27 protein-coding genes and 2 pseudogenes are annotated in these 23,762 nt (G+C 60.6%); 19 read left to right on the top strand and 10 right to left on the bottom strand.

Annotation, left to right across the window (positions count from 1 at the left end):
- Positions 1-41 precede the first annotated feature (41 nt).
- The 3 genes from GFK26_RS03370 to GFK26_RS03360 are packed head-to-tail and all read right to left on the bottom strand — an operon-like array spanning position 42 to position 6,212.
- Positions 42-3,290 (bottom strand): CusA/CzcA family heavy metal efflux RND transporter, encoded by a 3,249-nt coding sequence (locus tag GFK26_RS03370; RefSeq protein ID WP_093299105.1) that lies wholly within the window; start codon positions 3,288-3,290, stop codon positions 42-44.
- Between the two features lie 12 nt (positions 3,291-3,302).
- Positions 3,303-4,898 (bottom strand): efflux RND transporter periplasmic adaptor subunit, encoded by a 1,596-nt coding sequence (locus GFK26_RS03365; protein WP_093299107.1) that lies wholly within the window; start codon positions 4,896-4,898, stop codon positions 3,303-3,305.
- 9 nt (positions 4,899-4,907) lie between these two features.
- Positions 4,908-6,212, bottom strand: coding sequence for a TolC family protein (locus tag GFK26_RS03360; protein ID WP_093299110.1), 1,305 nt, complete (start codon positions 6,210-6,212; stop codon positions 4,908-4,910).
- Positions 6,213-6,472: 260 nt separating this feature from the next.
- Here GFK26_RS03360 and GFK26_RS03355 point away from each other — a divergent pair, with 260 nt between their 5' ends.
- The 13 genes from GFK26_RS03355 (at position 6,473) to GFK26_RS33945 (ending at position 13,860) form a co-directional block, all read left to right on the top strand.
- The gene (locus GFK26_RS03355; protein ID WP_143042881.1) at positions 6,473-6,661 is read left to right on the top strand and encodes a hypothetical protein; all 189 of its coding nucleotides are present in this window, start codon (positions 6,473-6,475) and stop codon (positions 6,659-6,661) included.
- An 869-nt stretch (positions 6,662-7,530) separates the two neighbouring features.
- Positions 7,531-8,520, top strand: coding sequence for a DUF932 domain-containing protein (locus GFK26_RS03350; RefSeq protein ID WP_093299114.1), 990 nt, complete (start codon positions 7,531-7,533; stop codon positions 8,518-8,520).
- Between the two features lie 117 nt (positions 8,521-8,637).
- Positions 8,638-9,348 (top strand): YqaJ viral recombinase family protein, encoded by a 711-nt coding sequence (locus tag GFK26_RS03345; RefSeq protein ID WP_093299116.1) that lies wholly within the window; start codon positions 8,638-8,640, stop codon positions 9,346-9,348.
- Between the two features lie 394 nt (positions 9,349-9,742).
- Positions 9,743-10,138, top strand: a complete 396-nt coding sequence (locus GFK26_RS03340) for a hypothetical protein (protein ID WP_093299121.1) — start codon at positions 9,743-9,745, stop codon at positions 10,136-10,138.
- A gap of 47 nt (positions 10,139-10,185) precedes the next feature.
- A complete protein-coding gene (locus GFK26_RS03335; protein ID WP_093299123.1) occupies positions 10,186-10,785 on the top strand; it encodes a hypothetical protein in 600 nt (199 codons plus the stop codon).
- Positions 10,786-10,810: 25 nt separating this feature from the next.
- On the top strand, positions 10,811-11,011 hold the full coding sequence (locus GFK26_RS03330; protein WP_093299126.1) for a hypothetical protein: 201 nt from the start codon (positions 10,811-10,813) through the stop codon (positions 11,009-11,011).
- A gap of 1 nt (position 11,012) precedes the next feature.
- On the top strand, positions 11,013-11,537 hold the full coding sequence (locus GFK26_RS03325) for a hypothetical protein (protein WP_093299129.1): 525 nt from the start codon (positions 11,013-11,015) through the stop codon (positions 11,535-11,537).
- Positions 11,534-11,845, top strand: a complete 312-nt coding sequence (locus tag GFK26_RS03320; protein WP_093299131.1) for a hypothetical protein — start codon at positions 11,534-11,536, stop codon at positions 11,843-11,845. The genes GFK26_RS03325 and GFK26_RS03320 overlap by 4 nt, the downstream gene beginning before the upstream one ends.
- Entirely contained in the window at positions 11,842-12,111 is a 270-nt protein-coding gene (locus GFK26_RS03315) for a hypothetical protein (RefSeq protein WP_093299133.1), read from the top strand. Before GFK26_RS03320 ends, GFK26_RS03315 begins: the two co-directional genes overlap by 4 nt.
- On the top strand, positions 12,092-12,352 hold the full coding sequence (locus tag GFK26_RS03310) for a hypothetical protein (RefSeq protein ID WP_153280819.1): 261 nt from the start codon (positions 12,092-12,094) through the stop codon (positions 12,350-12,352). The genes GFK26_RS03315 and GFK26_RS03310 overlap by 20 nt, the downstream gene beginning before the upstream one ends.
- Positions 12,353-12,486: 134 nt before the next feature.
- Complete coding sequence (locus GFK26_RS03305; RefSeq protein ID WP_228121889.1) at positions 12,487-13,359, top strand: hypothetical protein; 873 nt, start codon at positions 12,487-12,489, stop codon at positions 13,357-13,359.
- Positions 13,356-13,580, top strand: coding sequence for a hypothetical protein (locus GFK26_RS03300; RefSeq protein WP_093299138.1), 225 nt, complete (start codon positions 13,356-13,358; stop codon positions 13,578-13,580). Before GFK26_RS03305 ends, GFK26_RS03300 begins: the two co-directional genes overlap by 4 nt.
- A gap of 142 nt (positions 13,581-13,722) precedes the next feature.
- A complete protein-coding gene (locus GFK26_RS33945) occupies positions 13,723-13,860 on the top strand; it encodes a hypothetical protein (protein ID WP_176947366.1) in 138 nt (45 codons plus the stop codon).
- A 31-nt stretch (positions 13,861-13,891) separates the two neighbouring features.
- Here GFK26_RS33945 and GFK26_RS03295 read toward each other — a convergent pair whose 3' ends face one another.
- Positions 13,892-14,173, bottom strand: coding sequence for a helix-turn-helix domain-containing protein (locus GFK26_RS03295; RefSeq protein WP_093299141.1), 282 nt, complete (start codon positions 14,171-14,173; stop codon positions 13,892-13,894).
- A 207-nt stretch (positions 14,174-14,380) separates the two neighbouring features.
- On the opposite strand from GFK26_RS03295, the gene GFK26_RS03290 reads away from it, so the two are divergent.
- The 4 genes from GFK26_RS03290 to GFK26_RS03275 all read left to right on the top strand — a co-directional run bounded on the left by GFK26_RS03290 (position 14,381) and on the right by GFK26_RS03275 (position 16,630).
- Positions 14,381-14,791, top strand: coding sequence for a hypothetical protein (locus GFK26_RS03290; RefSeq protein WP_093429387.1), 411 nt, complete (start codon positions 14,381-14,383; stop codon positions 14,789-14,791).
- A 61-nt stretch (positions 14,792-14,852) separates the two neighbouring features.
- Entirely contained in the window at positions 14,853-15,059 is a 207-nt protein-coding gene (locus tag GFK26_RS03285; protein WP_093299146.1) for a hypothetical protein, read from the top strand.
- Positions 15,060-15,074: 15 nt separating this feature from the next.
- Positions 15,075-15,413, top strand: a complete 339-nt coding sequence (locus tag GFK26_RS03280) for a hypothetical protein (protein WP_093299148.1) — start codon at positions 15,075-15,077, stop codon at positions 15,411-15,413.
- Positions 15,414-15,514: 101 nt separating this feature from the next.
- Positions 15,515-16,630: a J domain-containing protein gene (locus tag GFK26_RS03275; RefSeq protein WP_093299150.1), complete on the top strand. Its 1,116-nt coding sequence runs from the start codon at positions 15,515-15,517 to the stop codon at positions 16,628-16,630.
- 53 nt (positions 16,631-16,683) lie between these two features.
- Here the strand turns inward: GFK26_RS03275 and GFK26_RS03270 are convergent, their stop codons facing one another.
- The 5 genes from GFK26_RS03270 to GFK26_RS03250 form a co-directional block, all read right to left on the bottom strand.
- Positions 16,684-17,121 (bottom strand): helix-turn-helix domain-containing protein, encoded by a 438-nt coding sequence (locus GFK26_RS03270; RefSeq protein ID WP_093299904.1) that lies wholly within the window; start codon positions 17,119-17,121, stop codon positions 16,684-16,686.
- 133 nt (positions 17,122-17,254) lie between these two features.
- Positions 17,255-18,517 (bottom strand): YagK/YfjJ domain-containing protein, encoded by a 1,263-nt coding sequence (locus tag GFK26_RS03265; protein ID WP_093299152.1) that lies wholly within the window; start codon positions 18,515-18,517, stop codon positions 17,255-17,257.
- A gap of 1,023 nt (positions 18,518-19,540) precedes the next feature.
- Positions 19,541-20,968, bottom strand: coding sequence for a YfjI family protein (locus GFK26_RS03260; RefSeq protein WP_228121887.1), 1,428 nt, complete (start codon positions 20,966-20,968; stop codon positions 19,541-19,543).
- Positions 20,965-21,309: a hypothetical protein gene (locus GFK26_RS03255; protein WP_093299155.1), complete on the bottom strand. Its 345-nt coding sequence runs from the start codon at positions 21,307-21,309 to the stop codon at positions 20,965-20,967. The genes GFK26_RS03260 and GFK26_RS03255 overlap by 4 nt, the downstream gene beginning before the upstream one ends.
- Positions 21,306-21,524: a DNA-binding protein gene (locus GFK26_RS03250; protein WP_093299157.1), complete on the bottom strand. Its 219-nt coding sequence runs from the start codon at positions 21,522-21,524 to the stop codon at positions 21,306-21,308. The genes GFK26_RS03255 and GFK26_RS03250 overlap by 4 nt, the downstream gene beginning before the upstream one ends.
- 225 nt (positions 21,525-21,749) lie before the next feature.
- On the opposite strand from GFK26_RS03250, the pseudogene GFK26_RS03245 reads away from it, so the two are divergent.
- Together GFK26_RS03245 and GFK26_RS03240 are read left to right on the top strand one after the other, a co-directional pair.
- Positions 21,750-22,302 (top strand): annotated as a pseudogene (locus GFK26_RS03245) (ATP-binding protein); the annotation flags it as partial.
- Between the two features lie 80 nt (positions 22,303-22,382).
- A pseudogene (locus GFK26_RS03240) lies at positions 22,383-22,496 on the top strand (transposase domain-containing protein); the annotation flags it as partial.
- A gap of 317 nt (positions 22,497-22,813) precedes the next feature.
- Here the strand turns inward: GFK26_RS03240 and GFK26_RS03235 are convergent.
- Complete coding sequence (locus tag GFK26_RS03235) at positions 22,814-23,650, bottom strand: hypothetical protein (RefSeq protein ID WP_093299160.1); 837 nt, start codon at positions 23,648-23,650, stop codon at positions 22,814-22,816.
- Positions 23,651-23,762: the final 112 nt, after the last annotated feature.

Raw genomic sequence — 23,762 nt, 5'->3', positions numbered from 1 at the left:
CCCCGTTGAACGGCCGTGCGGGGGCAATCACGGTACTGACCCTAGGCGGCTGGCTGTGGGGGGATCTCATGCTCCAATGCGGCTTGCTTCTGAGCCTCGTTGAACACAGCCTCCTCCTCGTCTCGACCATGTGCCAGCCGGTAGAGCACTGGAAGCACCAACAACGTCAGCGCCGTGGAGGAAAGAATCCCGCCGATCACCACAGTCGCGAGCGGTTGCTGCACCTCGGCCCCTGTGCCTGTCGCGATTGCCATCGGCACGAAGCCCAAAGACGCGACGAGTGCGGTCATGAGCACCGGGCGAAGGCGGGTGAGTGCCCCCTCGTGAATGGCGTGGTCCAACGACGCCCCCCCCTCGCGAAGGTTCCGGATGAAGGAAATCATCACCAGGCCGTTGAGAACGGCGACCCCCGATAGCGCAATGAACCCGACGGCTGCGGTGATCGACAGCGGGATGTCACGCAACCACAACGCCAGAATGCCGCCGGTGAGCGCAAACGGAATGCCGGTGAACACGATCAACCCGTCCTTCATGTTGCCGAACATGGCGAACAGCAGCGTAAAGACCAGCAGCAAAGCGACAGGCACGACGATTTGCAAGCGCTTGGTGGCGGACTGAAGGTTCTCAAACTGGCCGCCCCAGGTGGTCCAGTAGCCGGTCGGGATCTTCACCTGCGAATCGAGTGCTCCCGTCGCTTCACTGACGAAGGACCCGAGATCACGGCCGCGTACGTTGGCGCTGACGACGATGCGGCGTTTCCCATCCTCTCGACTCACCTGGTTGGGGCCCGGCGCAAGCTCCAGCGTGGCGACCTCACCCAATGGGATGAAGTTCACGCGTGCAGCGCCTGTTCCAGCGCCGGCAACGGACGTGGCCCCGGCGACGTCGGCCGCAGCCGCGCTGGCGGGCAGCGCTATGGGAAGGCGCTTGATCGCCTCGAGGTCGCCTCTCACGTTGTCCGGCAGCCTGACAACAATGTCGAAGCGCCTATCTCCCTCGAAGAGAGTGCCTGCATTGCGACCGCCGACGGCAGTGGCGATGGTGTCCTGCACATCCGCGATGTTCAGCCCATAGCGCGTGGCCTTGTCCCGATCGATGTTCACGGTCAGCATAGGCAGACCTGTTGTCTGTTCCACGTTGACTTCGGCCGCGCCTGGGATCGACTTCAAAACGCCTTCGATCTCGCGTGCGGTCTTGTTCAGTACATCCATGTCGTCGCCAAACACCTTCACGGCAACGTCGGCCCGTACGCCCGAAACCAGTTCATTGAAGCGCAACTGGATGGGCTGGGAGAACTCGTAGTTGTTGCCGGGAATCCTGGAGACTTCCTTCTGCACCGCCTGGACAACCTCCTGGCGCGTGCGCCTGGGCTCGGGCCATTGATCTACCGGCTTCAGCATCACATACGCATCCGAGATGTTCGGCGGCATCGGATCGGAGGCGATCTCCGCAGTGCCTGTGCGCGCAAAGATCCGCTCGATCTCCGGGAATTTCTCCTTCAGCGTGCGCTCCAGCTGCTGCTGCATCTGCAGGGACTGGCTCAGGCTCGTTCCGGGAATGCGCAACGCCTGCACGGCAAAATCACCCTCGTTCAAGTTCGGGATGAACTCGCTGCCCAGTCGGGTTGCCAGCAAGCCGGCGAGGACCACTGCAATGCCGGCGACCGTGAGAACCACCGCTTTGGCCTCGAGCACGCGTACCAGCATCGGCTCATACGCTTTCTTGGCCCAGCCCATCAGGCGGTTTTCCTTCTCCGAAACCGTCTTTCCGATGAAAAGCGCAACGGCCGCGGGAATGAACGTGACTGAAAGAATCATCGCGCCGAGCAAGGCGATCACAACGGTGAGGGCCATCGGATGGAACATCTTCCCTTCGACGCCGGTGAGCGCGAAGATGGGCAGATAGACGATCATGATGATCAGTTGCCCGAAGAGCAGCGCGCGGCGAGCCTCCTGAGAAGCGGCGAAGACCTCGTGGAAGCGTTCCTTGCGGGTCAGCGGTCGCCCGTGCCTGTGCTGAGCATGAGCCAACCTGCGCACGCAGTTCTCCACGATCACGACCGCCCCGTCGATGATGATGCCGAAGTCGAGCGCGCCCAGACTCATCAGGTTGGCGCTGACCTTCTGATTGACCATGCCAGTGAAGGTGAAAAGCATCGACAGCGGAATCACCATCGCCGTGATCACCGCGGCGCGCATGTTCCCCAGGAAAAGGAAGAGCACCACGATCACGAGCACAGCGCCTTCCAGCAGGTTCTTTTTGACCGTTGCGATCGCCTTGTCGACGAGCACGGTCCGGTCGTAGACGGTGATAGCTTCGACGCCTTCAGGAAGCGTGCGGTTGATGTCCGCCATCTTTTTCGCGACTGCCTGCGAGACGATGCGGCTGTTTTCGCCGATCAACATGAAAACGGTGCCGAGCACGACCTCACGGCCGTTGTCGGTCGCCGCACCTGTGCGCAGTTCCTTCCCGATCCCGACCTCCGCGACGTCGCGCACGCGGACCGGCGTGCTTCCGTTGCTAGAAAGAATGATGTTGCGCAGATCCTCCACGCCTCGCGCCTGGCCAGGCGCTCGAATGAGGTACTGCTCGCCGCGACGTTCGATGTACCCCGCGCCAACGTTTGTGTTGTTGCGTTCCAGCGCCTTGACCACGTCCGCCATCGACAGCCCATGCGCGGACAGCTTCTCTGGAATGGGGGCAATCTGGTATTGCTTCTCATAGCCACCGATCGAATTGATTTCGGTGACACCAGCCACGTTGCGCAGTTGCGGCTTGATGATCCAGTCCTGAATCTCTCTCAGGTCCGTCGAGGTGTACGGAGTGCCATCGGGTTTTTTCGCCCCGTCCTTCGCTTCCACCGTCCAAAGGTAGATTTCCCCAAGGCCCGTGGAAATGGGACCTACCTGCGGATGGACGCCTTCAGGCATCTCACCGCTTGCAGATTGGAGGCGTTCGTTGACGAGCTGGCGCGCAAAGTAGACGTCGGTCCCGTCCTTGAAGATCACGGTGACTTGCGAGAGACCGTAGCGCGACAGCGAGCGCGTCTGGAGCAGCCCAGGCAGCCCGGCCATGACGGTCTCGATAGGGAAGGTCACGCGCTGTTCCGTTTCCAGCGGTGAGTACCCGGGAGCACCTGTATTGATCTGGACCTGGACGTTGGTGATGTCCGGGACGGCGTCGATCGGTAGCTTTTGGTAGTTGTATACGCCAAGGCCTGCCATCGCCACCACGGCCAGCAGGATCAACCATCGTTGTTCGATGGCGAAGCGAATGATGCGTTCAAACATGCGTTTTTCGCCTCAATGCGTATGGGTCGCAGAGCCCTTGCCCTGCTCGGATTTCACGACGAAGCTGCCCGCGGCAGCGTACGTCGCGCCCGCTTTCAGGCCACTCACGATTTCCACGCGCTTGCCATCCGTACGGCCGATCTGCACAGGCTGCGGCACGAATCCGCCAGGGACCTTGAGGAAGACGACAGGTTTGTCCTCGATGGTCTGCAGAGCGGAGGAGGCGACAGTCACGGGCGAGACGACTTCGCTGGCGAGGACTTCAACGCTGACGAAGAGCCCCGGTCGCCAGGCGCCTTGCGGATTGGGCAACACCACGCGAGCACGCGCAGTACGAGTCTGCTCGCCGATCAGAGAGCCGACGTAGGCGACGGTGCCGTTGGTCGTTGCATCGAAGGCGCCAGATCGCACGACGACACGCTCACCCACGCGCACCTGCTGGAGGTCGCGTGCGGGAACGTTCATCTCGGCCCACACATTGGACAGGTCGGAGATGGTGAACACGCTCGCGTCTTCCTTGACTGATTCACCCAGGGCGATGTGCTTCTCCACGACCATGCCGTCGAAGGGTGCACGCAGCTCGAAGCGCCCCAGAGAACTGCTGCTGGTCGACGCACCGACGGTCAGCAGTTTTTGCGTCGCATTGGCCACGCTGATCTCTGCCTCACGAAGCGCTTGCTGGGCCTGGAGGACATCCTGCTCCGGTGAAATCTTCTGCTCCCAGAGCGATTTTTCGCGATCGTAGGTGGTCTTGGCGAGCTCGCGCCGCCGCTGGGCAGCCTGAAGTTCAGAACGGGTCTCGGAGATCGCGGCGCTGGAAACGACCGCCAGTACCTGCCCCTTCTTGACCCGTTCCCCGAGGTTCGCGCTGACGCTGTCAACGACGCCGGCGACCCGCGGGACGATGTGCGCAGTGCGGTCCTCGTTGAAGCGGATCTCGCCCGGGAACTGGAGCCCGCTGCGAATCGATTCCGGTGTGCTGGTATCGAGCGTGATGCTCGATGCCTTGATCTGGGCGTCGGTCATGTTGACCTTGCCCTCTTGCTGATTGAACGTGAACAGGTACGGTTCTTTCGGCGTCTGCACGGCGATCGTGGCTTCGAAGATATGAGGCTCCGCCACCGTCTCTTGGCTCGTCAGAACGCCTGCGACCGGCACCAGCTTGACTTCTTGCTGGTCGCCGTTCGGGCGATTCAACGTCACCGTTATCTCAGCGTCGGTCGGCGCGATCGGCTTTTCCTTGTCATAGAGCCAGGCCTTGAACCTTGGCTCGCCGTTCTCCTCGGCGAGCTTCAGCTCGATGCTGAAATCGCCTTCGGTGAAACGCTGCCCGCCGTTGGGTCCCTTGGGTGCGGACTCCTCTTCGTGTCCGCCTTCTTCGGATTTGCCATGCCCGTGGCCGTCGTCCTCGGCGCTCTTGCCGTGGCCGTGCCCGTCGTCGCCCTTGGCAGTTTCCTCGGCATGGCCAGCGCCCTCGACCGCTTTCTTGGATGAGCCGCCGCGCAAGATGAGCGCGCCTGCGGCTGCTCCGACGATGAGGAGAAAAATGATGATGAAAAGCTGCTTGCGCCCGGGCTTGCCGAGCGTCGACTGCCAAGAGTTGGCCATGATCGGTCCTTAAGGATTGGAGGCGGGAGAGCCGCTTGCAGCGGCGGGGCCGCCAAGCAGGCGGTCCAGATCAGTGATGGAGCGATGCAGCTCGGACAGCGACCTCAGGTACTGCGAACGTGCCTGCAGCAACGTACGCTGCGCGTCGAGGGCATCCAGGTAGCTGAACTTGCCCAGTTCGAAACCTTTGGTGGCCGCGTCAAACGCAGTCTGCGCGCCCGGCAAGATGTCCGACTGGAGCGCTTCGACCTCGGCCAGGGTGGTGACATATCGCTGGCGCGCGCCGCCTACATCGGCACGCAGCCTGAGTTCGAGCGCACGAGCGTCCTCTTCCGCCTTGTCCTGACGTCGAAGCGCTTCCATGATGTTTCCTCGATTGGTATCGAAGAGGGGCAGTGGCACGGAGATGCCCACGACCGCCTGGCTGCGTCCGACCTCCCGTGAGCGCATCGTTCCCGCGTTCAGGGTGATGTCCGGAATGCGCTTGGCCTTCTCGAGCTCCGAGAGAGCTCCGTATCGCTGCACTTCCAAGCGCGCCTGCCGCATGGAGGGCGCGTTCGTGATCCGGTCCTCGATGGTCTCCTGGGCCTGCGGTTTGGGAATCTGCAGCGCATTGCCGTCGACCGCGTCGAATGCCACGGTCGGTCCCGTCAACGCACGAAGCTGATAGAGGTTTGTCTGCAGCTCACCACGCGCCTGAACCAGCTCCAGTCGGACATTGGCTTCCGCGACCTTCGCTTTCGTCTCCTCAACCGGAGATACCTTGCCTGCAGTGACGCGCTTGCCGGCCGTCTCGCTGCCGGTACGTGCAAGTTCAAGCGATGCCTGCGCCAGTCGCACACGGTCCTGCGAGATCAGGGTGGCGAAGAATGCAGCCGTCACATTCGCCCGAATGTCTGCGTATTTTGTCTCGAGCTGCACGCGCGCGACGTCGATGGCACGCTCGGCCGCCTCGATACGTGCGCCCCGCTTGCCGCCAAGTTCGAATGGCTGGCTCAGCAGTACTGTGGTCGTGCGTGTGTCGCGCCGTACATCTTCGACCTCGACGCTCAGCGTGGGATTCTGAAAAACCCCGGCCTGGACACGTGCACCTTCCATCGCTTCGACCTCGCGTCGCGAGGAAGCAATCTCGGGATTTCCATCCAGGGCGATCTGAATCGCGGCCGCCAACGTAAGGGGCGGAGAAGATGGGACAACAGGCAAAGAAGCCTGATTAGGCACAGAGGGCGTACCCAAGCTGCTGCCTTGAGCGAACGCACTGCCGCCCGCGAATGCCGTAAGCGCAAGCGCGAACGGCACGATAAACCTGCACATCGAATTCTCCAGTCAAAGGAACGAGACAAGGGAATCCGGCGCGATCGTCAGAACATCGTTTGTGAGCGAAAAAGTAAAGACAGAGGCGCGCCGGGTCAAGCGGCGCATATCCATTTCGGGCGATCGATGTCCTCGTCGACCCTGAAGTTGTAGGGCTTGGACGTTGCTCCTACAAAGGAGAGACCCTGAGGACCCACGAAAGACGTGTTCAAGGCTGCTCCAAACTGAGCTACACCGGTCTGACAGTAGCTGCAGTCGTCGTGTTCAAGAAATATGGGCTTGTCCGCCAGATCGGCTTCTTGTTGCGCGAGGTCCAAGGGATCAGCCTTATGCTGATGGTCATGGTGCCCGATATGAAACGACGCTGGCGCAGTCTCGTGCTCGCAATAGGTCGCGACCGCCGCCCAAGTGAACTGGGTGGGCAGCAAAAGCATCAAAACGACGAGTAAGCAGCGGACCATCGAGGAATTTTATATATGCAGCGTGAAGGCGCACTCGACTCGAGGTCACTCAGAACCTGGATTGTGCAGAGCGCCAATGGAGCGCGAAGGATAGGGCAGACGGGACTTGCGACCGAGATCCTATGAGCTATTTTGCCAAGAAAGTGAACTTCCAGATTACATTGCTGTAATCTGGAACGTCCGCCCGTGGCGGCGCGGTGGTGGCGTGTGTGCTGCAAGTCCATGTAGACCGCGTGGCAGACCAGAAGGCGGGGCAGCGATCCCCCTGGAACGGCGGCCTCATGAAAAACGCTTCAAGTGCCCGACAACCAGGCGCGATGAGCCAACGAGCGTCAACCTGTCAAGCGACATCAGGAGCTGCCCCCCTGGGGTAGTTTGTCGTGTCGCCTGACACAACCCGCGCGTTGAGCAGGCGGATGCAGTGCCGTCGACAAGACGTCGACGCGCGGCGCTGCAGTGACCTCTGTGTCTCGGCAAGGGGGCGAATCGCGCAGAAGCGCCTGTTTTTTCATTGAAGCTCCCCTAAGTTCCGATTCCAGTTTTTTTCAGACCTATATCACCCCCCGAGAACAGTAGAGCAGTCGCTATTTCATTGCATTTCTCTTGACTCACTCGCTATGAGCAGGCCAGGTGAAATGGGATCAGACACTCGCATTACTCACCCGTTCACTCGAGCAGAGTCTGTCCTCCCGTTCTCAGATGCGCAATATCGATGGCATTCGTGCCGTCGCGATCGCGCCTGTCTGTCATCCACCAAATCAACTGGAAGTAGGCGTGAATTCCCGTCCGGACGCTGCTCTTGCGGCGAGCGGCGCGGGCTTACGCATGTGTTCACTCTTAAAGGAAATCAATCATTCATGGCCCATCTCATCGAAACCATGGCCTACGCCGGCGACACCCCCTGGCATCTGCTGGGCCACCAGCTCCCCCCGAAGCAGCCTCTGGAAGTCTGGGCTCAGAAGGCAGGTATGGCCTGGACAATTTGCGAAACGCCCGTGCATTACATAAGCGAGCGCACTGGTGGTATCCAAACCCTCAAGTCCTTCGAGGAACAGAAAGTCCTCTATCGCAGCGATACCAAGGCGGCCCTGTCGGTGGTCAGCAATCGCTACCAAGTAGTCCAGCCCCGGGCGGTGCTCGAGTTCTACCGGGACCTCATCGAGGTCTCTGGCTGCGAGATGGAAACAGCAGGCGTTCTCAAGGCGGGTCGGAAATTCTGGGCCTTGGCGCGCACCGGCCAGCGCACCGTGCTCAAAGGCTCGGATGCTGTCGACGGCTACCTGCTGCTCGCTACCTCCTGCGACGGCACCCTGGCCACCACTGTCACGCCGACAACCGTGAGGGTTGTTTGCCACAACACCCTCACCATGGCTATCAGCGGCGCGAGCAGCAACGCCATTCGAGTGCCACACAACACCAGCTTCGACCCCGACGCCATCAAACGCCAGTTGGGCATTGCTGTGTCGCAATGGGACAACTTCATGCATCGCATGAATGCCCTGTCTGAGCGCAAAGTCAAGAGCAAAGAAGTCGAAGGCTACATCCAGCGCGTGCTCTACGGGCCGGACGAACTGGATCAGCCAACGGCGTCCAATGCCAATGCGCAGTCCGTGCCGCGCGCGTTGGCGGCGCGGAAGGTTCTGCAACTGTACGAAGGCAAAGGCCGTGGCGCCGAACTCGCAGCCGCTCGGGGCACTGCCTGGGGCCTGCTGAGTGCAATGACCGAATACGTCGACCACGAACGACGTGCCCGCAACCGCGAGTACCGCCTTGACAGTGCCTGGTTCGGTCAGGGCGCCGCACTGAAGCAGCGAGCGCTGGACCATGCGCTTGAGCTCGCTTCATGAGGCAGACAACCAACCTCGGCACCGCCTCTCCACCACGTCCCCCTTACCAAAAGCCCCGTCCCTCCATCAGGAGGACGGGGCTTTTGGCTATGGGCACTCCATTTCAAGGAAGACATCATGTACACACGTGCTGAACGCTTGCGAACTGCGAGCCTCACAACCACAAGGCGCGTCGCACTGCACCTAGTCTCAACGTCGAAAAGACTTGGATCGGCGGCGATCGTTGATCGCCAGATCGACAGTCCCCAGCCCTCGGAAGTCGGCATCGGAAACCGCGATGCCGCCGCTGCCCTCGGACACGATCCCTTCAAATCCCAGGTCCGTCTCTGGATGGAGAAGAAAGGGCGCCAAGACCTATTGCACCCAGTGCTGGTCCAGGACGATAGCCTGGGGTACTGGGGGCTCTTGCTCGAGCCGATCGTAGCAGCGCATTACACCAATAGGACCGGGCGCAGGATCCGGCAAGTCAACGCCACGCAGCGGCACCAAAAGCATCCGTGGATGATCGCTACCGTCACGCGCGAGGTGGTGGACGCACCCGATGTCCAGCTTCTTGAGTGCTCGTGTGTCGGCATGGACGCCGCGCCCCTATGGGCTCACGGCGTCCCGGCGTACATGCGGCTTCGGGTCATGCATTTGCTTGCTGTCACGGGTCAACGCGCCGCCGATGTGGTCGCGCTGCTGGGCGGCCAGGACCTGCAGATCTATCGCATCGAGCGCGACGAGGCCGAGATCGCATGGCTGATCAGGCAGGAGAAGGTGTTCTGGCGCAGTGTCGAATGCGATCAGGCCCCGCCTTCGCGGGATGAGGATATGCCGGTGTCCTGAAATGTGGGGACGTTAGCGTTCCTGCCAGAGCGTCCACCACCGGCGTGGCGCCGATCTCGTCTCCAGGGGCCGTAGATCCAGGGTGTCGTAGTTCGTAAATGGTGCCCCAGCGCGCCGGCGCAACTCCGTCTCGAGTTCATGAGCGATCCCGCGCGCGTGAAGGTCTCCCTCCAGGGCCTTCCTGTGCCACTCGATGGCCATCGCACTTAGCGCCTCGTCGGGCCGCTCCTGCTTTGTCGTCATGCGCAGATTGTGCCGCATCGGCCAGCGTTCCTTAACAGCTGTCCTGAGAGGGGCATGAGACATCGCGCGCCAGCGCAGTAGGCGTGTTTGTCAGTTCCTGTTCTCTTGCCTTTCGAATCCCTTTGCCTTCTTTTTAACAACCCGAATAGAAATGAACAACGAATCAATCACTCCAGCCCCGTGGGCGCATGGGCCTTCCGCACTGCAGTCGGTGGGGCTTCATCGCTACATAGCCCGGACGCTGCGTGTCAGTTCGAGCCACCTGCCCTGGGAGATCGCGCGGCAGATACACGCGGAGGACCAGATGGGCGAGACCTGTGGTGCGTTCCCATCCACTGGCGGCCTCCTGATCCTCGAGCTCGACGACTACAGCTGGCGCGCCGATGTCACGGCCGACAGCATCGCAGCGGCACAGGCGCTGCGATGGGACGCACTGCGCCGGTTGCTGCGGCTGGCGCAGGCCTACCAATGCGAAGCCCTGGAGCTTGCCGGCGACCACCTGGTGTTGCCGGCCGTTCTGGAGTTCGAGGTCTTCCCATGGCCTTGAGCCGTTTCGCACCTCCTTCATTCGAATCTCAACCGGTAGCCGCCTTCATGACTTCCATCTCCATTTCCATTGACACCGCCAGCAAGTACTTGCTGGGAGGCAATGTGTACACAGGGCATCAGCTCCAGCGTGCCATCCATTGCGCGCACAGCGTGGCGCGCGCCTACGAGATCGCCGATGTCGACAATGGCGGCGATGGCAGCGTGGACTGGAGCGAAATCGACGATGCGCAGCGCGAAGCCATCGATGCGATGGGGCCGCTGGCGATGCGCGAGATCATTGCCTCAGCTCGCGAGTACAACGGCCTCTTGCCACCGGCATCGCGGACGCAGGGCGAAGACTCCTTGCTCAGCGAAGAAGAAAACGCCGAGGCCTGCGCCGAAGGCTGGTCTCTCTTCACGCACATGGGCCAAACCACCGAACTTCGACTCGAGCGCATCGACAGTCCCGACGAGGGCGATGGTGCGCTGCCCGACGATGCGGCCGCCTGGATCCGAGTCTGGACCCGGGCCACCCCCTTGCATCTGAAGGTGATCGACCTCCTGAAGGAATCATCCCCTGCAGAGTACGCGCGCATCGAAGCCTATGTCCATGGTGCTGAGGCATGTCTTGCTGCCGCTGGAACGCCTGGCTCGGGGGCGTTGTGATGCGTCAACAAGGTACGCAGCCTCCATGACAGTCACTTGCTTCAAGCGCTTTTCTTCATCAACCCAGCCCGCCTTGTGCGGGCTTTTTTACGTCTACACGATGCACCACTCTCTTGTCTTCCTGTTCTCGTCGATGACTGCGGCTCGGCAGTCCATCGGTCTTCACCCTCGCGACCTGTTCGATGTCCGCCTCGCACAGGGGCATGCATTGGCGGCGGGCGCCTGACATGGGCTCCATCGTCTACCGCGCCACCAAGGCGCAGGCGATCCACGATGAGCTTGCCAGCGTCGGGGCTTCTTCCACGGTGCTGGCGCACCGCGTGATCGGCAACCGCCTGTGGTTCCTGGCCCAGACCCGCACGGGCGAGCGTATCGGGCGCAAGTGGGTTGGCCTGACGCTGATCGACTGCATAAACGGCGAAGCCGCCGTCAAGTGCCTGGATGAGTCCTGCGGACCTTGCTACTACGACTGCCCGCTCTCATTCCTCGCCCAAGCCGATGCACCCGTGGGGCCGTATGCGGGCCCTTGGCGCGAGAAGGTGCGCGCCTTTCACAGCAACCGGGCGGCCAAGCGTGCAGCTATCCGCCCGGGCGCACGCGTCGCCTATGGCGCTCACGTCTACGTGCTGCGCCGGCGCCTCGGACGCCGCGGCTGGGATGTCGAGCGCGAGAGCGACGAACTTCCCTTGCGCATGAAATCCCGACAACTCGGCAACGCGACGGTGTTGCCTTCTCAGGAGAAACATCCATGACAACCCGATTCCAGCGGTACACCACGGTGCCGCCCCACACCCGCGACCCCTTCGCCCAGGACATGCTCAAGTGGTCGGCCCAGTTCGACGTTCCCTCGATCGGCGAGGACGTGCTCATCCGTATCAACGGCATCGGCCGCGCCAAGGTGGTGGGCTACGCGTCGCAAGGCGTCTATCTGGGCGTGATGACCGTGCCGTACAGCCCGCCCGACTGGTGGATCCGGCAGAACGGACTGCCCAGCCTCGACAACGCGGCATTGGCCTTCGGTGCGGAGATCTCGCGCGTCGATGCAGGGGAGGGCGCATGAGCGGCGCATCGTCCACGCCGCGCACGGTGCTGGTGTTCAGCGTCGAGCTTGCCGTCTTCGATGAGGAGGCACTGGAGCGTGCGGCCAGGGCTCGCGCGCGCGAGGACGGCTTGAGCGACGAGGTGTGGGCATCCATGCGCTCGGGCATGACCGATGACCTGGTCATGCTGCTGGATCCTGGCCTCATTGCCGATGCGGGCTTTGAGATCCTTCAGTCGATATGTGAAGTGAGCGAGGTGAGCGAGCATGCCATCGACCAACGTTGAGTTCGTCACCGAGTTGATGGAGTTCAGCGTCCACGGCGCGCTCATCCAGGCCTTTGTGATGCAGGCGCTGGAGCAGTACGCCAGGTGCGTGGCTGCGATGGATCCCGAAGCACTGGACACACCCATGGTCAGCGGCCGTGCCTGGCACGGTTGCGCTGTGGAGGTGCGAAACAAGCTGGCCAGACGGCTGGGTCGCAATGAAGCAGGACCGCCAGCACCTTCGTCCGCCCAAAAGCGCTGAGGCAGCAGCAGCTGACTCGCTTTAGCTGCACACAAAAAAAGGGCGCCCTGCGCCGCATCGGACCTCTCGGTCCGCCTTCATTCCCCACACACGCACCCACCACGCCCCGGCCTCTCTGGCCTGAAGCGTGGTGGATGCGCGCGCGGATCTGGATCGCCCGTGGGGGCCGGCACTTCATGGCGCTGCCGTCAACGGCTGCGCTCACAAATAGAGGATCAACTTTGTCCATTCCAACAATGGCGCGGGCACAGGCTCGCCCATCCGCCAATTCGCCGCCACAAAAGCGGTCGAATCACTCTGCCGGAGCTTCTTCCGAGCAGGACACCCGCACCTATCACCTGGTGCGTGTCAGTCGCAACCGCAAGACCGGTCCGATCCCGGTGACAACCACGAGTGCGAACTCGTGTCCGCCGAACTGCAGCTTCAAAGGCAATGGCTGCTACGCCGAAAGCGGCCCCCTGGCCATCCATTGGCGCCACGTGTCCAAGGGGCTACGAGGTCACACGTTCGATGAGTTGCTGCAGGAGATCGCTACCTTGCGCCGCCACGCCCTGTGGCGCCACAACCAGGCGGGAGACCTGACGCCTGAAGCGCCCGGTGTCATCGATGCCCGAATGCTCACACGGCTGGCCATGGCGAACCGGGGGCGCCGTGGATTCACCTACACCCACTATCCGCCGACATCCGTCAACCAAGTGGCAATCCTCAATGCGAACCGGCTTGGCTTCACGGTCAACCTCAGTGCCGAGACCTTGGTTCAAGCCGATGCGTATGCGGACCTCGGTATCGCGCCCGTGGTGGTCGTCCTGCCTCAGAGGCTCACCAAGCCCATCCGTACGCCAGCCGGGCGCCAGGTGATTGTCTGCCCCGCCAGCACCGGAAATTCCGATTGCCTGAACTGCGGCATCTGCCAGCAGCGCGATCGCGCCGCCATCGTGGGCTTCCCGGCCCACGGCGCAGGCGCACAGCGCGTGCAGGCGATTTTCTTCGAAGGCAGGCCCTCATGAGAAGACTGCTGAACGGGGCCGCAGCGTCGGTCACGAGTAACCAGAACGAGATCTTCGTGCTCGACGAGGCGTTTCTTCAGCGAGTGGATCGCGTGATGCTGCAGCGCAAGCAAACCGACCCGTTCCAACGGGAAGCGGCCTGGCGCGCCACCGAAGAGGAAGTGCGGGTGAAACGACTCCGGCTGCAGCATGAGGACCCTGTTCGGAGCGAGCGGCGCTGAATGGCGATCCGCCCACCGCAAGGGCTCCTCTCGCTCTCACGGCCTTTTCCCGACGGCACAAGCCCCGGCTCCCACCGGGCTTGTTCTTTGGGGGCTCAAAAACCTGAACTACCAACCATGTAGAAAGAGAAAGGACATTGCCATGGGAATTTTCTACGGGCCGATCGAGTACTTGAGGGCCTTTGCGCTGGTGCTAGCCACCGGGATCTTCTTCGGCTTCGGGCTGGGGTGGCATTTCTGCCAGTACTTCCGCTGGCGCGCGTCGCACGCTTATCGCTGAAGCCGAGTGGCTCCTTCCGGAATGGAGCTGTTCACTGCGCCTGCGAGAGCTTGCTCGCACACTCGACGAGCGACTTTCGTTGCTTCAGGTTCAACTGCCCAAACCACAAGATGAGCTTGGCCAAGTCGTCATCCGGGGCATAGAAATATGCCACTGGCACATTGAGCTCGGAGGCCAATCGCTGAGCGAATGCCATGTTGGGCTCATGAATGCCGCTCTCGTAGCGGGAGATGCGCGCGCTCGCGGTCCCTTCGTCCAACCCGGCCTTCACACCGAGCCGATCCTGCGGCAACCCGGCAGCTACCCTCGCCATGCGAAGGCGTACTCCAAAAACAGAGCGGGCAGGACTGAGAGAAGGCACTATTACGATATTCGTAACAAGAGGCGACCTCGTCTCTACGTTTAACGTAGAATTTTTCGGTATTGGCGCGCCCGGGTATGCAAGGTCGATCTCCACCACGACCTCGCGCCGCGTTCATCGGCCGACTTCGCTTCAAGTTCACTTCCTTCAAGGCTTTTCATGAAAACCATGCTCGGCACCGTCTTCGCCGCGCTCATCGCGATCGTCTTGACGCCCTTGGCGCTTGCCAAGGGCATCGATCCGCTCATCAACCCCGATGCCGTGAGGCACCAGATCGACCGATCGGCCATGGAGATTCAGCTGCAGGGCTGGAGTCGCGACCTCAAGTACCCGGTCTATCCGATCCAGGTGCAGGCGGGCGGCAGCGGCGTGTACTACACGACCACCGAACGCGTGAAGGTCTACAAAGAATTCGACTTCGACGAACTGCGCTGCGAGATCGGCGATGCCGACCGCGCTGTGCTCAAGGCGCCTGGCTATGCCTGCGCCGATGGCGTGTGCATGACCAAGGAAGGTGCCGTGCTCGGCACCGATCCCCGACGGCCGGTGAACAAGAAGCATCGCTGCTGACAGGTGTCGGCCGCGCCGTCAGATCTCCAACCCTCTTTTAACTTTTCATTCCATCTCAACAATGACTCTCAAAGCAAAACTGATCGCAGGTTACGGCGGTGTCGGCGTCCTCGTTCTGCTCTACCAGTGGGTCTTCGTCTCGGGCGCGAGCTTCGGCGTAGCGTTCGGCAAGGCATTGGTCTGGCCGGCCGTGATCTTCCCGGCGCTGGGCGGATTCATCGGAGCCATCCTCCTGATCGCGATTTTGGTAGCCATCTACCTCGCTTGAGGAACGGGGCCCAACATGCCACAGAGTTCCTCGCGGCTACCGCGCTTCGTCATGCTTTCTGTATTCGCGTGCGCCGGGATGACGGCCTGCTCCGGCGACGAAAGCCGCATCTATGACGCCTACAAATGCGCCAACGTCGCGCAGATCCTCGGGCGCCACGAGCAGGCCGGCGCTGCCGTCATGAAAGTCAAACCGCTTCTGGATCAGAAGACGGGTAACCCGGGCCAATACATGATGGGTTTACGGGACAAGTTCACGGACGACATGGCGCTCTACAAGCTCAGCCCCCGCGGCCAAGCCGAGAAGATCAGCGACATCTACGAGTCTGGCACTTGCCAGAAGCTCTACCAATAGCCTCCGGCCATGCCCAATCTTCCGGTTGGGCGTGGTCGGTATGCCTTCTTTTTTTGGGGAGTCCACCCCGGCATTCCTCAAGCAACTGCTTCTTCAAAGCCATGAATCATTACGAAGTGCTGGGCATACGTCCCAGCGCCTCCCAGCAGGAGATCGAACTCGCCTACAGGGGCCGGCGCACCCAGTACCACCCTGACAAGTACGCCACTGCCGATGTCGACACGGTGAAGTGGGCAACCAACAAAATGCAGGAGGTCAATGCCGCCTATGCGGCGCTGTCGGATCCTGTCGGGCGAAAGGCATTCGACTCGCGCCCCCAAGCGGATGAGGGCCCGAGACAGCCACGCGCGACTGAAAAACGTCCAGTTCGCACTAGCCTTCAGGAACTTCTTAGCACGCGGCTGGCTCCCTATGTCGGCTTCTCGCGGATTTACTTCGCTCCTCGCATCCCGGTCAAGAAGCTCAGTGCCGCTCGCGGCAACTACGCTGTTGACCTTAAGGAAGAAGATGTTGTCGCGCTCATCGACACCACGGTATTTGGCGGGGCCAAAGAAGGCATTGTTCTGACGCAGGAAGGGGTGCGGGTCAAGGAGCTGATGTCTGCGGCTGTTGACTTGCCGTGGACCGACATCCGCTCTCTCGACATCCGCGGGACGGCCATCTGGGTCAACGGCCATCAGGTCGCCGACTGTCCGATGGTCGACAAGCCTGAACTGGAGCGACTTTTCGCGGTCGTCCGGGAGTTTCTAAGGGAGCCAAGCCCGAACGGCGCTTCGGGCGCCGCAAGTGAAGCTTCGCATGCGGCCTCCAATCCAGCCCCATGGACCGATCCGGTCCTGAGCCACGAGGTTTATGTGGCGGCGAAGCAGCGCCTCATCGAACTGTCTGATCTGCTGGAACCAGTCGAGCAGGAAGTGGGAGAGGAGTGGCTGGACCGGCAGGCGCTGGCGAACCTCTTTGAGTTGTCTGGTGAAGCGCTGGGCGACCCCAGAAAGGCGAAATTGGCCTATCGGTGGGTCCTGGAGGTTGGACGTCTTTGCGAAGCTGCGGTCACTTCTTTGAATCAGGGAGGGAGGTCAATCGACCAGGACCTGTTCCAGGGAAACTGGGATGAGCCCGTTGCGATTCGAGATCTGCGTTCGGTGCTGAAGAACCTTTTTTCAATGATCCACGAGGAGCGCGAGAAGGAGCGGGCCAATCGGTTCTTTGAAAGATAGGTCACAGGCATAGAGGTGGAGGCGGTGCTCCTGCCGCCCGAGTTTCTGCGGTTCTATTGCGTGGACAGGCGCTCCGCGATTTCGCGTGCGCCCAGGCTTCGCACCGCCGCGAGACTTTCGAGTTGCGTCGCTCGCGGACGTGCTTTACCTTGCTCCCAGTGGTAGATGGTCTGCCCCGAGACACCCACCAGTTGCCCATAGCTTGCGGCGGACAGTTCAAGCTTTGAACGGTGTGCCACCAACCTCGTCGCACTGAATCGGCGCTTCGTGCCGGCTTCTTCATCCTCCAAACTTTTGACTGTGTCGGAGCGCGTCGCGCCCTTCGCAACACGACGAAGTTCTTTCTCCAGGGCGCTTACCTGGCGGCGCAGTTCGGCGATCGAGGCGCGATGTGCGACCGAGGCTTTTTTGAGCGTTTCGATTTCAGCTCGTACTTCCTTGCGGGCGACGCGAGAGATTTCGGATTTGAGGATAGAGGCGATATTTGGCATGAAGGGATTGTGTCGTTGCATTGCCGCCTTGCCAGCAGGCGGATTTCCTTAGAGTGAACGCTTCTGCGCACACATGATTCCCGCGGAAAGCTCCCGCCACCGCGCTGTCGGGCGATTGTGCATCGTCTTGGGGTCAGTAACTCACTGACGGCTGAGACGGTTCACTCGGCCTCCAGATCGGGAAGAAGCGCTTCTTCTTCTCGGAAAACATGTGCGTCAACAGTTCTCGCTGCAGCGGTAGCAGTTTCTCAGGACGGCCACCCTTTTTCGGGTCCTTTGCCTTAGGCCAGCCTCCCTTGTTCAACAGGCGATCCTTCGTCCCTGTCTGGGCCTCGGCGTAGTAGCAACCCTTCCCGGCGTAGCGCGTCACCACGCTGCTCAGAATCTTGCGCTTGGCCAAGTCGTGTCGGTGAACCATCCCGACGCCTACCGCTTTGTGCTTGCCTTGCTTCGCGTCGAGATTGCAATTGTGGTAGCGACCGTTGTCACCCGTGATCTCCTTCAGCCAATTCAAACCGATCGCCGTTGCAATGCCAACGTCGTTTTGATGATCGTCACCGTTCAAGAACAGCGTGACGTGAAAGTGCCAGCCGGTCTCGATTCCGTATTCGGTGCCGATGATGTACCCGGCAATCGGCTGGGGCTTCTTCTTTGCATCTCGATCCTTCTGCGACTGAATCACCTTGGGAAGAACACGATTGAGGAACTTGATCAGTGTCTCGCGGTAGGCGCGTGCTTGGGTCCAGTCATGCGCCGGGGCAAACCCTTCGATGAACATGCAATCGACTCGAATCACCAGGAGACGCGAGTGACGACGGAATTGAGCATCGGTGTAGCGCCGGATGCAGGTAAGGTTGCGCCGCACCTTATCTTGATGAAGTTTGACTGTCTTGCGAAAGGCCGGCTCACGCGCTCCTGAGCGCAATGCCGCAAGCATTCGCTGTCGAGCTTCAGCGTACTGCTTGTGCTCCGCCTTGCTTAGTGCTTTGCCCAAGGCCCTCCAGTTAAACAGGCGCTCTCTGGCAGCGCACTGGATGAAGAGCTCGACGTAGGGGTGAAGGCGATGCTTTGGAAGGTTCTCCTGCAGTTGTTGTGGTGTCAACCAGAGTGCACGTTGAACTCGCTGGTCTAGCTTTGATCCGAAGCGCTGAACGGGGGACTTGCTTGGTGCGCACTGAGAGGGCCCCTCTGCGAGCAGATCGCGGGTGAGGCCGACAATGTCTTCAATGTGCTTGGCCGTCTGAAAGCCAGACGGTATGCGAAGGCATTCCTTCCCATTGAAGGTATCGTGGTAGATCATGCTGATGCACAAGGCACGCTTGTCACTAAACGATGGTGACGAAGGCGGACAAGATGATGGTGTTGCTATGAAGTTGGTCATTTGGGTGAATGTCATAGTGGGAAAGTCCACGCGTCTGATGGCAACTAGATACAGATCCGAATGAGATCGATAATCTCGACGGAAAGAGGGTCCTGGGACGGGGTAGATAATTTCGAATGAGATAAAGAGATAATCCGAAACCTCTTCTCCCCAATGAAGCGAAGATGTCCAGGGGAATCACGTATCTATTGCCATAGATATGACATCAGGTCGATAAAAAGTTATCACGCTCGACGGGTGTGTTTTCGAGGTAGTGAGCAACGATTCCGAAAGCGCGGCGCTGGTGCAAAGTTGGCTTCGCCTTTCCCGCACGCATCCGCTGCTGTGCACTTCAATCGAGGTCAGGAGCGCGTGGATGACGCAAGCGATGAGGGGGCGCACTACAGCTGGAATTTGAGCGACAGGCGTTGATTGAGCGCTGCCAAGAAATCGGGTCGGTGGTGCACACATCGGCGGTGCTCGAACAGACCTTTTCGACTGGACCAAGGCCAGTGCCGGAACAAGTTCGCCAACGTTGAGAGCAAGCCGCCGAGCATCGAGCAGACGGCGATTCTCCAGCTGCGTGCCGAGCTAGTACGCGTGCAGACGTCGCGTACTTTTCGGATGAGCGGCGACGTATTTCGTGAGCGTAGCGGCGAAGTGCGCCTGCATTCAAAAAGCTATCGATGCAAAAGCACGATGCGCTTGGCTGTCGTCGCTCGCGCGATGCTTGCGCATGTTGGAGGCGACCATGGCTATCGTGTCCGAATGCGACTCGAGTAGAAGGCGTTGGAGTAGTTGCGCGGGGCGGTATGCCTCCAGCCAGATCGAGCCCTGCTCGGGGCAACGTGCTGTTCATGCGGGTCCCGTCGACGCTGCGGCAGCGTGGCCGCTGGCTGCTCGTCGGTCCGGTCGAGCTACAAGCCGCTTGGCCTGAAACACCTTCAAGGGACGTCAGGTTCACTGAGTCATAAAACAATGCGATTCCATGCGACAAATCGCATGGAATCGCATTGTTTCGGAAGTCGAAGCGGCCGAAGCCGCCTCCCGCGGGAGCGCTCAGAGCGCGCCGAAGTTGGGACCGCGATAGATGAAGCGGCGGCGACCGAGCCGGCCGATCCACACTTTGCTGCCAGCGGTTAGGTAGTCTAAGACCTCGTCGTAGCGCGAAGCAGGGCGGATCGGGCCATTTCGCAGAATCTCATTGCGGGGAAGCGGCTGATTGCCGTTCCCGTAAAAGAGCGTCTGGATGTAGTGCTCCAACGCCTTGGCATCGGCTTGAAGTTGCGTCACGCCGCTTTGATGCCCGAACAGGCGCTTGAATTCATCGATATGCCAGCAAATGATCAAGAATGCGCATTCCAAGGCGTTGAGACTGATCTGCCCCTGCTGCTTGGTGAAAAAGTGCAGTAGCGCCGCGAGGCGACCCGTCATTTCCATCGACTTCGATGCGAAATCCTTGATGTCGTTCAAATAGCCGAACGGCTGCAACATCGCTTCCACCTGGTTCGTTAACGCGATCCAGCGTGTCACCGCCTCGGGCGAGAACTCCAGCACTTTGCGTTTGATCGGACCTTCGGCGAGCCGTCGGTCGTATTCTTCGAGCAACTCCTTGATGCTGCTGTGAAAGCCAGGGAGATAGACCCATTGCTCGTTGTACCAGTACACAAAGCGGAAGCCCTGCGTGGAGGGCGGAGCTCCCACCAGCACACGCGCCCAGAAGCCAGAACCGCGAGCGAGGTCGCCGTGACGGTGCAGGTAGTTCTTGAGCACGGCGGGCTGGACCATGATGCTCATGGTGCCTCGCGGATGGCGGGCGACGATGTGCACACCGCGTCCGCGATCAAGCGACAGCATTTTGGCGCCATCCCAGACCCGGTTGTGCACACTGAACGTCGTCATCGCACTGCCTTTGAGGACGGCCTCACCTTCGTCCGACATGAGCGCGATGGATTCGCAGTCACCCTCGAGTGCCTCGATGAGCGCGCGTTCGGAGATGTCCTGACGATGGAGTTGCCGCAGACGGGGTGTAATCGGCTTCTTCTTCTCGTGCGCCTCCCACTGCTGTTGGATCTCATCGGTCGGCTCGTCTTGGTGCGCGGCCTTCTTGAGCTTGCCCCGGAGTACCTGGTCTTTTGCTTGCCACACTTTCATGTCGCACATGTACTGCGAGAGATCCTTTTGGTACTTGACCGAGCGAGCCTCGTCATGAGCGTGAATGGGGGCCGACACGATGCCGTCGACTGCCGACTTGCGTTCGCCAGACTCTGCGATGGTCAAGAAGTTGGTCGAGACAGGACGGAGCTGGCCAGTGGGCAGCAGGACGTCGACGAGGCTCTGACTCGCCGCCGAGATGGCGGACAAGATGGCCATACAAATCAAAGCATCGGGAGCCTGCACCTTGGCTTGGATCTCCCCGACAAGACGCGCCAGTTCGGGGGGCAGCGCATCGACAGGGTAGGGAGGTGTGATGATGGGAGGGTTCACTTTTCGCTCCCTTCTTCGAGTTGGGCTTCCGTCGCGGGCGGCGTCATTTGCACTCCACCGCAGGACGAGCAGCGGAGGCCTTCCCCGTTTTCGTTGCGCTGAGCACGAGCTTCCTCGAGCAGCTTCTTGAATTTCGCCGGATGCAGCTTCAGGCCGTCGCGCCCGAGCGCTTCCAAGACAGCACGCTGCGTCACGCCGCGGGTGAGCGCCTGCTCGATGTTGGCATACAGCGCGGTGAACTTGGTGGCGGTGCTGCGCTCGCCCGTGGGCTGGAGCGCGTCGAGCGACTTCATCAGCGCATCGCGGCCTTCGAATTCGAGGGTGGTGGCCATGTCGCTCATTGCTGGCTCTCCTCGATCAGCGTCTTGATCGAATCGGCGGGCCACAAGAGTCGGCGGTTCAGCAGACGCAGCGGTTTGACACCGAAATAGGAGCCGTGGAGGCTCAGGCGCTTCCGAACGGTTTGTGCATTGACGAGTTGCTGCGTTGCAAACTCAGTGGTGGTGAGCCGGAAGCGATCCGCCGGATGGGGCAGAGCGCGGATATCAAGTGCCATGATGGCTCCTTCTGAACAGGTTGAAGAAACTTCGCGCCGGAAGGAGCCACGTCGTCAACGATGTTTCACGTCCGTCGCCGTGGCTCCATGCCGATGCGTGGAGCCAGTGTCAAATGGAGCGTTGTGCAGGAGGACGGGGTGAATGCCCGAGACCGGAAATGAATGCCAATGAAGGCGGGCTCGGTTCTGAAGTGCGAAGCTTGCTCGCGATTCGTTTAGCAGCCCACGCTCACCGACTTCGACTGGCGCTTCAATCCGAAGCTGCCCCGTCAGGCGTACTTCGAGCTGCACACGCTGAAGTTCATCGCTGACGGGGCCAACACCCTGATCATCGGCAAGCCAGGCGCCGTGAAGTCGCATGTTGCCAAGGCCGCCGCCTACCAAGCCACCCTGCAAGGGCATGAAGTTCGCTACGTCGAGGCCGACATCGAGTTGCCAGCTTCACACTGGCAAGCACCCAAGGTGCAGACGGCGCTGATGCGTGCGTACGTCGAATCTGATCTGCTTGTCTTGGACGATCTCTTCCTTGCGCGGTGAATCGCCGACGCCGCCAAGTTGCTCCAGGCCATCGTGCATCAGCGCTACAAAAGCTGCGGCAGCATCGTCGTGACCTCCAACCGCGTCGTGCAGGACGGGCGCAAATACCTTGGCGACGCGACCACGGGAACCACCGATCCTCGATCGGCTCATGCATCGTGCCGTCATGCTCGAATTCGAGGGCAGGAGCTATCGGCTGAAGGAGGCCGTTGCACGCCTGGCGATCGCCCCCGACGCGTGAGCGATCAATAACGAAACCCTCGTCCTGCCTGGAGGAATTTTGGTGTCCACTGGTGGGGGAGTTTGAAGTGTCGATCCGGGATCCAGTCAGCGAAGCTCAACGGACACGAGCCGCACGCGTACCTCAGCGACGTTCTCGAGCGCCTGCCCACCCAGCCCGCCAATCGCGTCATCGAACTGCTGCCGCATCGCTGAGTGTCGTCGGCAGCCTGATCTGCGACTGCCGTCAAGATGGGATCGCCACGCGCTTACAGCGCAACGCGCAGGACACTGGCCGACGATTTTTGGGGCAGGAGATCACGCGCCACAAAGAGTTGGCAGCCAACATGGGCATTGCGGTATATCTCGCTGATTTGGTCCGCCCTTGGCAGCGGTGTGGCAAGAAGAACCTCGACGGTCTGGTACGTGAGTGCCAGCGCCAATCGTGCAGACCATCCAGGAAAGCTTTATGCGATTGCCAACGAAATCAACGATTTTCCGCGCAAGGGCCTGGGCGAGCTAACGTCGCTGATCTATTGCGAGTTGCCGCCATTTGCGCCCAGCAAGTGCACCCTGTTGCGACGAAGGAACTGATCTAGAGCGTCACGAGTGTAGGGTGCCCAGATATGCGTCCCACACGGAACCTCCAAAATGTCAGGGTCCGTGAATCTGAGCGAGAAGTGATTTCCGCTCTTAGCCATTTCTAGTAAATGGTTCCACACGAGCCTTGGCTGTCGAATTCCAGTAGGCCAGGTCTTGTCTAGGGCCTCGGCGATTTCCATTGCAATGGGCAAGATGATCTTGCGGTTCTCGACTAGGACCTCCATGCGCTTGAAAAAATGCCCAGGACTTGGTTGCTGGGCGTTTGGAAGCGAGGTTTCGATCTCGAGCGGGGGTTGCCTGCTGCGTTCAACGGCGGCATGCTGTTCCAACTCAAGGAGGCGTGCCACCACGTCTTGCGGTGCAGGGCCTGCTTTTTGGAACCCTGCGAGGCGAAAGAAGTAGTGGAGAAGTTCAGGAGGAGCAATTGCTCCCCTATAAGCCTCTTCGCACCAGAGTAGGAAGTCGATGGGCGCCTGCTCCGTCGGTACGTCGGACCTGGAGCCGTCATCGTCCTCATAGCTTTCAGCCCATTCTTCCATCACAGAACAAGCGCTACGCAGTTGATTTAACGAGGCGGCAACGGCTGGATTCAGTAGCTGGCTACCTTCGTCAGGGATCTTCGTGGCGTAAGCAGCAGGTTGTACTCCGCTAATGAGCATTGCGCCGACCGCAATGGTCCACGTAGGGCGTTGCAAGAACTCAATGATTGTGGCGTTGACGCGGTCGAGTTTTTTCAGCTCTTCTACGGTGAGATCTATCGAGTCCATGTTCTTTCGCACTATGAGTAATTTTTTGGGCTTGTCGCTTCTCGTTCCGGCCGCTCTTGCGCCGAGACCAGATTCAGGGTAAAGGTTTTCACCGGAAAGCAAAGGGATCGAG

It is taken from the genome of Variovorax paradoxus, from assembly GCF_009498455.1.
GTDB classification, from domain to species: domain Bacteria; phylum Pseudomonadota; class Gammaproteobacteria; order Burkholderiales; family Burkholderiaceae_C; genus Variovorax; species Variovorax paradoxus_H.
This window is presented reverse-complemented; position numbering and strand designations above follow the sequence as displayed.

What these genes read in the sequence shown, in the direction of transcription:
- GFK26_RS03370 (WP_093299105.1), bottom strand. Translation starts at nt 3,290, where the DNA reads ATGTTTGAACGCATCATTCGCTTCGCCATCGAACAACGATGGTTGATC.
- GFK26_RS03365 (WP_093299107.1), bottom strand. Translation starts at nt 4,898, where the DNA reads ATGGCCAACTCTTGGCAGTCGACGCTCGGCAAGCCCGGGCGCAAGCAG.
- GFK26_RS03360 (WP_093299110.1), bottom strand. Translation starts at nt 6,212, where the DNA reads ATGTGCAGGTTTATCGTGCCGTTCGCGCTTGCGCTTACGGCATTCGCG.
- GFK26_RS03350 (WP_093299114.1), top strand. Translation starts at nt 7,531, where the DNA reads ATGGCCCATCTCATCGAAACCATGGCCTACGCCGGCGACACCCCCTGG.
- GFK26_RS03345 (WP_093299116.1), top strand. Translation starts at nt 8,638, where the DNA reads ATGTACACACGTGCTGAACGCTTGCGAACTGCGAGCCTCACAACCACA.
- GFK26_RS03340 (WP_093299121.1), top strand. Translation starts at nt 9,743, where the DNA reads ATGAACAACGAATCAATCACTCCAGCCCCGTGGGCGCATGGGCCTTCC.
- GFK26_RS03335 (WP_093299123.1), top strand. Translation starts at nt 10,186, where the DNA reads ATGACTTCCATCTCCATTTCCATTGACACCGCCAGCAAGTACTTGCTG.
- GFK26_RS03330 (WP_093299126.1), top strand. Translation starts at nt 10,811, where the DNA reads ATGACAGTCACTTGCTTCAAGCGCTTTTCTTCATCAACCCAGCCCGCC.
- GFK26_RS03325 (WP_093299129.1), top strand. Translation starts at nt 11,013, where the DNA reads ATGGGCTCCATCGTCTACCGCGCCACCAAGGCGCAGGCGATCCACGAT.
- GFK26_RS03320 (WP_093299131.1), top strand. Translation starts at nt 11,534, where the DNA reads ATGACAACCCGATTCCAGCGGTACACCACGGTGCCGCCCCACACCCGC.
- GFK26_RS03315 (WP_093299133.1), top strand. Translation starts at nt 11,842, where the DNA reads ATGAGCGGCGCATCGTCCACGCCGCGCACGGTGCTGGTGTTCAGCGTC.
- GFK26_RS03310 (WP_153280819.1), top strand. Translation starts at nt 12,092, where the DNA reads ATGCCATCGACCAACGTTGAGTTCGTCACCGAGTTGATGGAGTTCAGC.
- GFK26_RS03305 (WP_228121889.1), top strand. Translation starts at nt 12,487, where the DNA reads ATGCGCGCGCGGATCTGGATCGCCCGTGGGGGCCGGCACTTCATGGCG.
- GFK26_RS03300 (WP_093299138.1), top strand. Translation starts at nt 13,356, where the DNA reads ATGAGAAGACTGCTGAACGGGGCCGCAGCGTCGGTCACGAGTAACCAG.
- GFK26_RS33945 (WP_176947366.1), top strand. Translation starts at nt 13,723, where the DNA reads ATGGGAATTTTCTACGGGCCGATCGAGTACTTGAGGGCCTTTGCGCTG.
- GFK26_RS03295 (WP_093299141.1), bottom strand. Translation starts at nt 14,173, where the DNA reads ATGGCGAGGGTAGCTGCCGGGTTGCCGCAGGATCGGCTCGGTGTGAAG.
- GFK26_RS03290 (WP_093429387.1), top strand. Translation starts at nt 14,381, where the DNA reads ATGAAAACCATGCTCGGCACCGTCTTCGCCGCGCTCATCGCGATCGTC.
- GFK26_RS03285 (WP_093299146.1), top strand. Translation starts at nt 14,853, where the DNA reads ATGACTCTCAAAGCAAAACTGATCGCAGGTTACGGCGGTGTCGGCGTC.
- GFK26_RS03280 (WP_093299148.1), top strand. Translation starts at nt 15,075, where the DNA reads ATGCCACAGAGTTCCTCGCGGCTACCGCGCTTCGTCATGCTTTCTGTA.
- GFK26_RS03275 (WP_093299150.1), top strand. Translation starts at nt 15,515, where the DNA reads ATGAATCATTACGAAGTGCTGGGCATACGTCCCAGCGCCTCCCAGCAG.
- GFK26_RS03270 (WP_093299904.1), bottom strand. Translation starts at nt 17,121, where the DNA reads ATGCCAAATATCGCCTCTATCCTCAAATCCGAAATCTCTCGCGTCGCC.
- GFK26_RS03265 (WP_093299152.1), bottom strand. Translation starts at nt 18,517, where the DNA reads ATGACATTCACCCAAATGACCAACTTCATAGCAACACCATCATCTTGT.
- GFK26_RS03255 (WP_093299155.1), bottom strand. Translation starts at nt 21,309, where the DNA reads ATGAGCGACATGGCCACCACCCTCGAATTCGAAGGCCGCGATGCGCTG.
- GFK26_RS03250 (WP_093299157.1), bottom strand. Translation starts at nt 21,524, where the DNA reads ATGGCACTTGATATCCGCGCTCTGCCCCATCCGGCGGATCGCTTCCGG.
- GFK26_RS03235 (WP_093299160.1), bottom strand. Translation starts at nt 23,650, where the DNA reads ATGGACTCGATAGATCTCACCGTAGAAGAGCTGAAAAAACTCGACCGC.